The 11,749-nt window shown below is 70.4% G+C and carries 11 protein-coding genes; 5 read left to right on the forward strand and 6 right to left on the reverse strand.

The features are described 5' to 3' along the window. Positions 1–8: 8 nt before the first annotated feature. Together gap and AB0A63_RS12510 are read right to left on the reverse strand one after the other, a co-directional pair. Complete coding sequence (gap, locus tag AB0A63_RS12505; RefSeq protein WP_360389169.1) at positions 9–1,007, reverse strand: type I glyceraldehyde-3-phosphate dehydrogenase; 999 nt, start codon at positions 1,005–1,007, stop codon at positions 9–11. Between the two features lie 38 nt (positions 1,008–1,045). Further along, positions 1,046–2,473: an MFS transporter gene (locus tag AB0A63_RS12510; protein ID WP_360389172.1), complete on the reverse strand. Its 1,428-nt coding sequence runs from the start codon at positions 2,471–2,473 to the stop codon at positions 1,046–1,048. A 64-nt stretch (positions 2,474–2,537) separates the two neighbouring features. On the opposite strand from AB0A63_RS12510, the gene AB0A63_RS12515 reads away from it, so the two are divergent. Both AB0A63_RS12515 and AB0A63_RS12520 read left to right on the forward strand, forming a co-directional pair. Next, the gene (locus tag AB0A63_RS12515) at positions 2,538–3,353 is read left to right on the forward strand and encodes a metalloregulator ArsR/SmtB family transcription factor (RefSeq protein ID WP_360389175.1); all 816 of its coding nucleotides are present in this window, start codon (positions 2,538–2,540) and stop codon (positions 3,351–3,353) included. A gap of 155 nt (positions 3,354–3,508) precedes the next feature. Further along, on the forward strand, positions 3,509–4,159 hold the full coding sequence (locus tag AB0A63_RS12520; protein WP_360389178.1) for a response regulator transcription factor: 651 nt from the start codon (positions 3,509–3,511) through the stop codon (positions 4,157–4,159). Positions 4,160–4,184: 25 nt separating this feature from the next. On the opposite strand, the gene leuA is transcribed toward AB0A63_RS12520, so the two are convergent. The 3 genes from leuA to AB0A63_RS12535 all read right to left on the reverse strand — a co-directional run bounded on the left by leuA (position 4,185) and on the right by AB0A63_RS12535 (position 8,172). Continuing rightward, on the reverse strand, positions 4,185–5,846 hold the full coding sequence (gene leuA / locus AB0A63_RS12525; RefSeq protein ID WP_360389181.1) for a 2-isopropylmalate synthase: 1,662 nt from the start codon (positions 5,844–5,846) through the stop codon (positions 4,185–4,187). Further along, entirely contained in the window at positions 5,843–7,021 is a 1,179-nt protein-coding gene (locus AB0A63_RS12530; protein WP_360389184.1) for a pyridoxal phosphate-dependent aminotransferase, read from the reverse strand. The genes leuA and AB0A63_RS12530 overlap by 4 nt, the downstream gene beginning before the upstream one ends. A gap of 146 nt (positions 7,022–7,167) precedes the next feature. After that, entirely contained in the window at positions 7,168–8,172 is a 1,005-nt protein-coding gene (locus AB0A63_RS12535) for a TauD/TfdA family dioxygenase (protein WP_360389186.1), read from the reverse strand. A 256-nt stretch (positions 8,173–8,428) separates the two neighbouring features. On the opposite strand from AB0A63_RS12535, the gene leuC reads away from it, so the two are divergent. Genes leuC through AB0A63_RS12550 form a run of 3 tightly spaced genes read left to right on the forward strand, consistent with a single transcriptional unit; the run spans position 8,429 to position 11,337 of the window. Further along, positions 8,429–9,823: a 3-isopropylmalate dehydratase large subunit gene (leuC, locus tag AB0A63_RS12540; protein ID WP_360389189.1), complete on the forward strand. Its 1,395-nt coding sequence runs from the start codon at positions 8,429–8,431 to the stop codon at positions 9,821–9,823. A 30-nt stretch (positions 9,824–9,853) separates the two neighbouring features. After that, a complete protein-coding gene (gene leuD, locus AB0A63_RS12545; protein WP_360389191.1) occupies positions 9,854–10,450 on the forward strand; it encodes a 3-isopropylmalate dehydratase small subunit in 597 nt (198 codons plus the stop codon). Beyond that, positions 10,447–11,337, forward strand: coding sequence for a LysR family transcriptional regulator (locus AB0A63_RS12550; RefSeq protein ID WP_360389193.1), 891 nt, complete (start codon positions 10,447–10,449; stop codon positions 11,335–11,337). The genes leuD and AB0A63_RS12550 overlap by 4 nt, the downstream gene beginning before the upstream one ends. A 32-nt stretch (positions 11,338–11,369) precedes the next feature. Here the strand turns inward: AB0A63_RS12550 and AB0A63_RS12555 are convergent, their stop codons facing one another. Next, positions 11,370–11,747, reverse strand: a complete 378-nt coding sequence (locus AB0A63_RS12555) for a cupin domain-containing protein (RefSeq protein ID WP_360389196.1) — start codon at positions 11,745–11,747, stop codon at positions 11,370–11,372. Between the last annotated feature and the right edge of the window lie 2 nt (positions 11,748–11,749).

Genomic DNA, 11,749 nt, shown 5'->3' on the forward strand with positions numbered 1-11,749 from the left:
GTCCCACCTCATCGACGAGCGAGCAGCTCCAGCGTGTCGACCACGCGGTGGGAGAAGCCCCATTCGTTGTCGTACCAGGCGACCACCTTGACGTGACGGCCGTCGACGCGGGTCAGTTTCGAGTCGAAGATCGAGGAGGCCGGGTTGCCGGTGATGTCGGACGACACGAGGTCGTCCTCGGAGTATTCGAGGACTCCGGCGAGGTCGCCCTCGGCCGCGGCTCGGTAGGCGGCGAGCACGTCGTCCCGGGTGACGTCGCGGGTCACCGTGGTGTTCAGCTCCACGATCGAGCCCACCGGGACGGGAACGCGGATCGCGTCGCCGGACAGCTTGCCGTCCAGGTTCGGCAGGACCAGTCCGATCGCCTTGGCCGCGCCCGTGGTGGTCGGTGCGATGTTGACGGCCGCGGCGCGGGCACGGCGGGCGTCGCGGTGCGGGCCGTCCTGGAGGTTCTGCTCCTGGGTGTAGGCGTGCACGGTGGTCATGAAGCCGTGTTCGATGCCGGCGAGGTCGTCCAGGACGGCGGCGAGCGGTGCCAGGGCGTTGGTGGTGCACGAGGCGTTCGACACGATCACGTGCGACTCCGGGTCGTACAGGTCGCTGTTCACGCCGTAGGCGAGGGTGATGTCCGCGCCTTCCGAGGGCGCGCTGACCAGGACCTTGCGGGCACCGGCGTCGACGTGGGCGGTGGCGGCCTTCGCCGCGGTGAAGCGGCCGGTCGACTCCAGCGCGATGTCGACGGCCAGCTCCTTCCACGGCAGCTGTGCCGGGTCCCGTTCGGCGAGGACCTGGATCCGGCGGTCGCCGACGACGAGGGTGTCGCCGTCGACCTCCACCGGCCGTCCGAGACGGCCGGAGGTGGTGTCGAACTTCAGCAGCCGCGCCAGGGCGGCGGGTTCGGTCAGGTCGTTGACGGCCACCACCTCGAGGACGCTGTCGCGTTCCAGCAAGGCGCGCAGCACGTTGCGCCCGATCCGGCCGAACCCGTTGATGGCGATGCGAGTCAAGCGACTGTCCCTTCGAGTTCACTGGTGCGGAGAAGAAATCAGGGGCGCGCGGTCGCCGGCGCCGTGGAGGTGCGGACGGACCGGCGCCGACCGGCGAGCAGTGCGAGCACCGCGCCGGTGAAGAACGCCACCGAGGCGATCAACGCCGAGGTGTGCAGGCCGTCGTACATGCTCGCCGAGGCGACGGTCAGCGTGCCGAACAGGGCGACACCGACGGCGTTGCCGATCTGGCGGGACACGTTGAAGACCGCCGAGGCGACACCGGCCTTCTCGCTCGGCGCGGACTCGATGATCGCGGCGGTGGCGGCGGGCACCGTGGACGGTGTGGCCAGACCGGTCGCCACCAAGGCGAACAGCAGCGCGACGTACGGGGTGTCGGGCCCGGCGACGAGCCAGCCGAGGAACCCCGCGGAGCCGAGCAGCATCGCGGCGGCCATGGGTTTGTAGGGCCCGTAGCGGGCGGTGAGCCTCCCCGAGACAGGACCGGCGACCAGCGCCATGCAGACCGTGGGCAGCAGCATGAGGCCGGTGGTCATGGCGTCGTAGCCCCGCTGCTGCTGGAAGTACAGCGTGGAGACGAACAACATGCCGTAGTAGCCGAGGTTCAGCAGCACCCCGATCGCTGCCGTAGCGGCGAAACCGCCGTCGGCGAACAACGACGGCGGCAGCAGCGGCGAGGCGTCGTTGCGGTCGAGACGCCATTCGGTGAGCACGAACGCCACGACGGCCGCGGCGCCGATGACGAAGGAGACCACGACGACGGTGGACGTCCAGCCGGACGTGCTCGCCTCGTTGAGGGCTCCGGCGATGCCCGTGAGGCCGATGACGGCGAGCACCTGGCCGAGGACGTCCATCCGCCGGGCGGTGCCGGAGGTCGCGGGGGACGGCACGTGCCGCAGGGTCAGCACGACCGCCAGCGCGGCCACCGGGACGTTGAGCCAGAACACCGCGCGCCAGCTCAGGCCCGACACGAGCAGGCCGCCCAGCACCGGTCCCGCGGCGAACGCCACCCCGGCGACACCGGCCCAGAAGCCGAGCGCGCGGGCCCGGACGGCGCGGTCGGGGTAGGCGGCGGCGAGCAGGGCGAGCGAGGTCGGCACGAGCAGCGCGGCACCCGCTCCCTGCAGGAGCCTTCCCGCGATCAGCGCGCCCGGTGACGCCGCGAGGGCGCAGACCACCGACGCCGCGGTGAACCCGGCGAGACCCACGAGGAAGATCCTCCGGTGGCCCAGCCGGTCCCCGAGGCCGCCACCGAGGAGCAGCAACGCGGCGAAGACGACGCTGTAGCCGTCGACCGCCCACTGCAACGCCGACGGGCCCGCCTGCAACGACCGCTGGAGGTCCGGCACCGCGACGGTGACCACGGTGACGTCCAGCATCACGAGGAAGTAGCCGAGGCTCAGCGCGATGAGTGGGGGCAGTGCCAGCGCGGGCGGCTCCGTGCGCTGCGGGACGCGGATGCTCATGCGGCCAGTCTGTGACGAAAACACTTCGTCGCCCGTCTAAGTATCGATGTCGTACCGTCGAGGTGTGCACTCCGAAGACACGAAGTCCGACCCTGACATCGCGCGAGCGGCGGCGCTCATCGCGGACGGTTCTCGTGCGCGGATCCTCAAGGCGCTGTGCGACGGCAGGGCGATCACCGCGACCGTGCTGGCCGACGAAGCGGGTGTCAGCGGCCCCACGGCGAGCGCCCACCTGGCGAAGCTCGTCGACGCGGGTCTGGTCACCTCCCACCGCGACGGCCGCAACCGCCGCTACCGGCTGGCCCGCGCCGAGGTCGCCGAGGCGTTGGAGGCACTCGCGGTGATCGCACCGCCGCTGCGGGTCAGGTCGCTCAAGCAGAGCGTCCGCGCGGACGCTCTGCGCAGGTCGCGCACCTGCTACGACCACCTCGCCGGCCAGCTCGGCGTCCACCTCATGGGCGTCCTGCTGGAGACGAAGGTCCTCGTCGGCGCGGACGGCGCGGACGGCACGCACCACCCGGCCACCGCGGCACACGACCGCGCGGCCTCCTACGGCCGCGACCACCGGTACGAGCTCACCGACGAGGGCGCGGACACGTTGCAGACACTGGGGATCGACGTGCGGGAACACGCTCGGCGGCGACCACTGGTCCGCTACTGCGTGGACTGGAGCGAGGAACGCCACCACCTGTCGGGGGCCCTCGGAGCGGCCATCGCACACAGGCTGTTCACCCTCGAATGGGTTCGGCACGGCGTGAGCCCGCGGGTCGTGCACCTCACCAAGGCGGGCGCCAGCGGTCTTTCCCGGACTTTCGGACGGCCTTTCGAGATGGTGCCCGCAGAATTGCCCGACCAGCCCGAGCGCACTCTTGTGCGGTAGCTCACACTTCGGTTCCGGAGAGCACTCGAAGTGCTACCCGTGGTAACTTCAGAATCGATTCGGGCAGTGGTGGGGAAAACCTTCGCGGGGGGAATCGAGAAGTGTCTGAATTGTACACGAGAACCGACGTCTTATCCGATTCATCCACGTGCTCCGTGCTGCTGGCCGATCACGATCCCATCTCCCGGCACGTGCTCGCTGCCAGGCTCAGGACCTGCTGCAACCGGATGAAGCTGATCGGAAGCGTGGACAGCCTGGTTCCGGTGTCGCACTGGCCGCGATTGACCGAAAAGACCGTCGTCGTCATGTCGGTGTATTCGCGTGAGGACGTCGAGCGGACGGTCCTCGAACTCTCCTCACGTGGAATTCGGATTCTTCTCCTGGTCTCGAGGGTCGACCGGCAATCGGTCGAATGGGCGTTGTCGATCGGCGCCACCGGATGCGTCGTGAAAGACACGGAAATGGGGGGCCTCACCGACGCCGTGCACGCGGTGGCGGGTGGCTATCTGCTGTTCTCACCGGAGCTGGCCGCACACCGCGGGCCGATGGGTGTCGCGCCGCCCGTCCTGCTCCAGCAGCCCAACGCCGGCCTCACCGACCGGGAACACGAGGTCCTCAGCCTCCTGGCCGACGGGATGAGCACCGTCGAGGCGGCGCGGTCGCTGGGCGTCTCCCCGGCGACGATCAAGAGCCACGTCTCCCACGCGCTGCCCAAGCTGGGAGCGCGCAACCGGCTCGAAGCCGTTCTCCTGATCCGCAACAGCACGAGGCCGTACCACCCGGCGCGGAACTCGCGGACCGCGTGACCCGCCCGCTCCGCACCGGGTGCGGTCATCGGCGACCGTACCGGGCGACGGCGCTGGCCAGCGCCGAGAGCGCGGCGTGGTCAGCGTGTTCCGCGACGCCGGCACCCCAGTGCACCGAGTCGCCCAGCGACACCTCCAGGTAGACGGCCGTGCGTGCTCCCATCGCGTGCTCGACCCTGTCCAGCACGCGGCAGGGCCGGCCGCGTGCCGCGAGTGCGGCGAGCGCTTCGGCCTGACCGGTCACGTCCGGCACACCGAGGACGACGGCGGGATCGAGCCCCAGCCCGTACTCCCGGTCGAACAGCTCGCGGATCAGCTCGGGCGTGACCTCTCCGCCCACCGCGTCGGTCCTGGCCTGGACCACGGCCGAGAAGTCGATCTGCATCCGCCTGGGCAGGTCGAACCCGTGGTGCTCCTTCATCAGGAAGGCCACACCGCCCTTGCCCGACTGGCTGTTGACCCGGACCACCTCCTGGTAGGTGCGTCCGACGTCGTGCGGGTCGATCGGCAGGTAGGGCATCTCCCACGGGCCGTGCTCGGCCGGTACACCCGTGAGCGCGGCGTTCGCGCGTTGCGCCTCGAAGCCCTTCTTGATCGCGTCCTGGTGCGACCCGGAGAACGACGTGAACACCAGGTCGCCCGCGTACGGGTGGCGTTCGGGCACCGTCATCTGGTTGCAGTAGGTGTAGACCCGCCTCACCTCGTCGATGTCCGAGAAGTCGATCATCGGGTCGACGCCCTGCGCGAACAGGTTCAGCCCCAGCGTCACCAGGTCGACGTTGCCCGTGCGCTCGCCCTGGCCGAACAGACAGCCCTCGACGCGGTCCGCGCCGGCCATGATCGCGAGCTCGGCGGCGGCGACCGCGGTGCCCCTGTCGTTGTGCGGGTGCGCGGACAGGCACACCGACTCGCGGCGTGACAGGTTGCGCGACATCCACTCGATCCGGTCCGCGTAGACGTTCGGCGTCGACCGCTCCACGGTGGCGGGCAGGTTGAGGATGATCTCCCGGTCGCGTTCCGGCTGCCAGACGTCCATCACCGCCTCGCAGACCTCGAGCGCGAAGTCGAGCTCGGTGTCGGTGAAGATCTCCGGCGAGTACTCGAACCCGAGCGCGATCCCGTCGTCGAGGATCTGGTCCGCGTGCTTGAGGACGGTCCTGGTACCGGAGACGGCGATGTCCTTGACCTGTTCGCGGTCCGCGCGGAACACGACCCGCCGGAACAGCGGGGCCGTGGCGTTGTACAGGTGCACCGTGGCCTTCGGCGCGCCCCGCAGCGACTGCAGGGTGCGTTCGATGAGGTCGTCCCTGGCCTGGGTCAGCACCGAGATCGTCACGTCGGCGGGGACCAGCCGGTCGGTGATGATCGACCGGACGAAGTCGAACTCGGCCTGCGACGCCGCCGGGAAGCCGACCTCGATCTCCTTGTAGCCCATGCTGACCAGCAGGTCGAACAACGCACGTTTGCGTCCGGGCGCCATCGGGTCGATCAGGGCCTGGTTGCCGTCCCTCAGGTCGGTGGACAGCCACCGGGGCGCGGCCGTGATGGTCCGGTTCGGCCAGGCCCTGCCGGGCAGGTCAACCCGCTGGGCGGGGACGTAGCGGCGGAAGGGCATTCCGGACGGGCGCTGCGGCGTGCGGTGTGCCGCGATCGGGGTCTCCCCGGACGCGGTGGCGGGGCGGGTCATCGGTCTGCCCCGAGCGCGGTGCCGATCCGGCCGACGGCGTCGGCCAGCACCTCGCGGGACGTGGCGAACGACAGCCGGACGTGGCCTTCGCCGCCCTCTCCGAACGCCGACCCCGGCGTCACCGCGACGCCCGCCTCGCGCAGGAGCCACTCGGTGAACCGCGCCGAGTCGCCGCGGCCGGTCCCGCGGATGTCGGGGAACACGTACAGCGCACCGTCCGGCACCGCGCACGTCACCCCGGGCAGACCGTTGAGGCCGGCCACGAGCAGGTCGCGCCGTGCGGCGTACTCGGTGGTCATCGCCGTGATCGGTTCCTGGGGCCCGGTCAGCGCCACGACCGCGCCGCGCTGGGCGAACGAGCTCGCGCAGCCGACGGTGTGCTGCTGCACCTTGAGCAGCTCGGCGATGATCTCGGTCGGACCGGCCACGTACCCCAGCCGCCAGCCGGTCATCGCGTACCCCTTGGAGAACCCGTTGACGGTGAGCGTCCGCTCGGCGCCACCGGGCAGCGCGGCCGGGCTCAGGTGCGGCCGGTCGGCATAGGTGATCTTCTCGTAGATCTCGTCGGAGATGATGACGAGGTCGTGCTCCCGCGCGAACCGGACGAGGGTGGTCAGTTCGTCGGCGTCGAGCAGCCGGCCGGTCGGGTTGTTGGGGGTGTTGACCAGCACCGCCCTCGTCCTCCTGGTCAGCGCCTGTTCCAGTGCGCCGGCGGTGAGCCGGAACCCGTCCCGCGCGCTCAACGGCGCCGGCACGGGACGGGCCCCCGCGAGGTGCGCCATCGCCGCGTAGCTGACCCAGCTCGGTGTCGGGACGATCAGCTCGTCACCGGGTCCTGCGACGGTCAGCACCGCACTGGACAGCGCGTGCTTGGCCGACGGTGTGACGACGACGTCCCGCATCGGGTCCACCAGCAGGTCGTTGTCCTTGGCGAGCTTCTCGGCGATGGCCTCCAGCAGCTCCGGTGTCCCCCGGCTGGGCGTGTAGTGCGTGAACCCCTCGCGCAGCGCGGACACGGCCGCGTCCGAGATGTGCTCCGGGGTGTCGAAGTCCGGCTCCCCTCCGCCGAGGTCGAGCACGTCGGCGCCCTGTGCGCGGAGCTCGCGCACGAGGTCGAGCACCGCGTAGGTCGCTGATTTCTGGATGTGGTCGAACCGCGTCGCCACCCTGGGCATGACTCTTCCTTCCACCGTGTCCGCGTTGCAGGAGTGACCAGACCTAGGGCCTGTGTCGGGGTCCCGTTCGATGAGAGTCGCGCCTGAGGTGGTTCCTGGGGCCGCCTCAGGCCCGGCTATCGCGAACATGGACTTCGACACAGGCCCTAGTCCGCGACCCGTCCTCGCACGCCGTCCAGCCACTTGTCGCCGTGGCGGTCCGCCGCGGCGTCGTCGCGGAACGCGTAGGTCTTGAGCAGCCACCGCTTGCGGGCCTGCGCCGGGTCGTTGATCTCGATCTTCTCGCGGCTGTGCAGACCGTCCTGGTTGGACAGGACGAAGAGGTCGCGCTCCAGGATGCGGTGCCGGACCTTGCTCGCCTTCGCCAGCGCGTTCTTCATGGCGATCAGCGCGTCCTTGGCCTCCACCGGGCTGCCCGGCGCGGTCGTGGTCGCGGTGTCGAGGTAGCGGAAGCTGTGGTCGTTCTCGAGGATCGGGTGCGCTCCGGAGTCGGTCAGGCTCGCGTTCTTGTCCTTGGAGAACACGTCGAACGGCGTGATGTAGAACGGTTCGCGGAGGAGTCGCTGCTCCTGCTCGCCGAGGTGGACGAGCATCTCCCGGCCGTCGATGAAACCGGTGTAGATCAGCTCGCCCTCCGGGCAGCGCATGCCGAGCAACGCGATGTAGTCGGCGCGGACCTCGTGCGCCGTGCGGTCGTTGTGGAAGTAGAGCTCGCTGTCGCTGTAGCCGGTGAGCTTTCCGCTGTACTTGTCGAACGCGACCACGTCGGTGAAGAAGTCGCCGCGGTTTCGGGCGTAGGCCAGCAGCGGGTTGCCCATGAGCTTGCCGAACAGCTCCAGCAGCGTCTCCCCGATGAACGTCTTCTTCTCGGCGTGCTTGACCGACACCGGGTCCTCGTTGCCGAGGTCCGGCAGTTCCGCGTCGATCGGGACGTTGCGCAGGACGTGCGCGTCGACGGTCCCGCTCTCCCGGTCCGCGCGGATCCGGGCGCAGACCTCGAGGAAGAACGCCGGCACGTCGCCCCTGTCCACCAGGTCGGCCACGGCCTGCGAGAACGCCTCGTAGTCGTCGTAGGGGTTCTTGTCGACGTCTCCGAGAGCGCGGTAGAGCTCCTCGTACTGCTCGTCGGTGAAGATGTGGATCGGCTTCATGGTTCCTTCCCTGCTCTGGCGGAGATCCTGAGAACAAGCTTCGCCACCGGGGACGGGCGAGTCATCGGCCGCCGGAGGAATCGGGATCCTCCGCGTCTTGCCTTAGGTGCAGGAGGTGGAGTCCGGTGGAAACGAGGTACACCGCCTAGTCCGCCGGTGGAGCCGGATTCCCCTTCGGTGCATTGTCTTGCTGCTCGCGAAGGTCGTGTGGTTGCCTCGACGTGAATCGACACACCGGATGCGCGGGGGAAATCGCATGGGTACGACGATGGCGCAGAAGATCTGGGCCGGACACGTGGTGCGCAGTGACTCGTCGGGCGAGGACCTGCTCTACATCGACCTCCACCTGCTGCACGAGGTGAACACACCGCAGGCGTTCGACGGGCTGAGGGCTGCGGGCCGCACGGTGCGCCGCCCCGACCTGACCGTGGGCACGGAGGACCACAACACGCCGACGACGTCCCTGACGCGCGGAATTCTCGACCCCGCCGCGCGCAGGCAGGCCGAGCTCATGCGGGCCAACTGCGCCGAGTTCGGGATCCCGTTGCACCGCCTGGGAAGCGAACAGCAGGGCATCGTGCACGTGATCGGGCCGGAGCTGGGACTCTCCCGGCCGGGCATGACGATCGTGTGCTGCGACTCGCACACCACCACGCAGGGCGCGTTCGGCGCGCTGGCGTTCGGCATCGGGACGAGCCAGGTGGAACACGTGCTGGCCACGCAGACGCTGCCGATGTCACGGCCTCGGGACATGGCCGTCACCATCACCGGACAGCTGCCCTTCGGGTGCACGGCGAAGGACCTGGTGCTCGCGCTGATCGCCAGGATCGGCACGGCCGGGGCACAGGGCCACCTCGTGGAGTTCCGCGGCGAGGCCGTGCGGGCGCTGTCGATGGAGGGACGGATGACGTTGTGCAACATGGCGGTGGAGGCCGGTGCGCGCGCCGGAATGGTCGCGCCGGACCAGACGACGTTCGACTACCTGCGGCTCCGTCCCGGCATGCCGGCCGACTTCGACGCCGAGGTCGCCCACTGGCGCACGCTGTGCACCGACGCCGACGCGGTGTTCGACAAGGAGATCGTGCTGGACGCGAGCTCGCTGCGCCCGCACGTCTCCTGGGGCACGAACCCCGGCCAGAGCGTGCCGATCGACGCGCACGTGCCGCATCCGCACGAGTTCGCCGGCGCGCAGGAGCAGGCAGCGGCCGAGCGGGCGCTGGAGTACATGGATCTCAAGCCGGGCACGGCGTTGCGGGACGTGGCGGTGGACGCGGTGTTCATCGGCTCGTGCACGAACAGCCGGATCGAGGACCTGCGCGCGGCCGCGGAGGTGCTGCGGGGACGGCGCGTCGCCGACTCCGTGGAGATGATCATCGTGCCCGGCTCGGCCGCGGTCCGCCGCCAGGCCTGCGAGGAGGGGCTGGACGAGGTGTTCGCCGCGGCCGGCGCGGACTTCCGTGCGGCAGCAGGGTGTTCGATGTGCGCGGCGCTGAACGAGGACCGCCTGCGACCGGGTCAGCGGGCGGCGTCCACCAACAACCGCAACTACGAGGGCAGGCAGGGCAAGGGATCGCGCACGCACATCGTGTCGCCGCCCGTTGCCGCCGCCACGGCCGTGCGCGGCCGGATCGCCGCCCCCGCCGACCTCTGACCGCCTTCCCACGCCTCCAGGAGCGCACCCGTGCAGCAGTTCACCGTCCACACCGGAACCGCGGTTCCGTTGCGGCGCAGCGACGTGGACACCGACCAGATCATCCCCGTCCGCTTCCTCACGCTCTCCGAGCGCACCGGTCACGCCGACTCGCTGTTCGCCGACTGGCGGGAGGATCCCGGGTTCGTGCTCAACCGGCCCGTCCACCGGGGATCGACGATCCTGGTCGCGGGCAACGACTTCGGCACGGGATCGTCACGTGAGTACGCCGTGTGGGCGTTGCTCGACTACGGCTTCCGTGCGGTGATCGCCCCGCGGTTCGGTGACATCTTCCGCGGCAACGCGCTGCTCAACGGCCTGCTCCCGGTCGTGCTGCCGGCCGCGGTGGTCGAGCGGCTGTGGCAGGCCGTGGAAACCGATCCCGCGGTGCCCGTCACCGTCGACCTGGAACGGCTCGAGGTGCGGTGCGGACCGCTGGCCGAGTCGTTCAGCGTCGACGCGCGCGCCAGGGAGCGGCTGCTCACCGGCACCGACTTGATCGGCGCCACGCTGACGCACGCCGGCGACATCGAGACCTACGAAGCGAACCGCCGCCCCACGCTGCCCGTCACCGGGGGCACGCGGTGAGGTTCACCCAGTGCGCTGCCTTCGTCGCGGTCGCCGACGAAGGCAGCTTCACCAAGGCCGCCAAGGCGTTGGGCGTCTCGCAGTCCGCCGTCAGCCACGCGATCGCGGGACTGGAGTCGGACCTCCGGTGCGAGCTGGTGCTGCGCGGTCGCGCGGGCGTGCGGCTGACCGATGCCGGACGCGACGTGGTCGTCCACGCCAGGGCCATCGTGACGCACGCCGAGCAGATCCGGCTGACCGCCTCGGCGGTCGTCACGGGACTGCGCGGGACCGTGCGGTTCGCCACCAGCCAGACCTTCGCCGGCAGACTGCTGCCCGTGCTCCTGGAGGAGTTCCGCACCCGGTTCCCCTCAGGGGAGATCGTGCTGCGCGAGGGCACCGACCAGCAGATCGCGGCGTGGTTGCGGTCCGGTGCCGTGGACGTCGGCGTGGTGACGTTGCCGAAACCGGACCTGGTCACGACCCCGTTGTGGCGGGACGAGCTGTGCGCGGTGCTGCCCGCGGGGCACCGCCTCTGCGGGCAGACCGCGGTGCGGGCCGGCCAGCTGGCGGGCGAGCCCCTGGTGCTACCGGTCGGCGGGGTGGAACCCCTGCTGCGAGCGGTCCTGCTGGCGGAGGGCGCAGAACCCGCTGTGGCGTACCGCATCCGCGACCTGCACGCACTGCTCGCCATGGTCTCCGCCGGCGTCGGACCGACGGTGCTGCCGATGTCGTTGCTGCCCGGCGGGATGTCCGGGGTGGCGGTCGTCCCGCTGACGCCGGCGCTGACGAGGACGGTCGCGCTCGGCGTCCGGGAGACCGCGAGGAGCACTCCGGCGGTCTCGGCGTTCGTGCGGCTCGTCCGCGAGCTCGCCCGGCGAGCCGTGGACGAGCCGCTGAGCGCGTGAACCGGTCCGCACCGACCGGTTCACGCGTCCGGTCAGCCCAGCGGCCGGGTTGCAGCGGTGCGCACCCCGAGCACCGTGCAGCCGGCGACGCTGGTCACCTGGTGCACGCTGCCGGGCTCCTCGACGATCAGGTCACCGACTCCGTAGCGGTCGCCGTTGTCGTTGACGAGTTCGCCCTGCAGCACGAACATCAGCTCGTAGCCGAGGTGTTCGTGCAGGTCCCCGTGAGCGCCCGGCTCCATCCTCGTGAGAAAGGCCGTGGCGTTCTGGGGATCGCCGGTGGTGAACAGCGGGTGGATCTCCACCCCGGCGCGACCTGGTTGTTCCCAGCGGGTCCACTGCACGGTGTCGAGACCGGCGGACAGGACGTCCCGCAGGACGCGGACCGATCGGAGCTGGGTGTCGGTCATGG

This window comes from Lentzea sp. NPDC042327 (assembly GCF_040647275.1).
Taxonomy (GTDB): domain Bacteria; phylum Actinomycetota; class Actinomycetes; order Mycobacteriales; family Pseudonocardiaceae; genus Lentzea.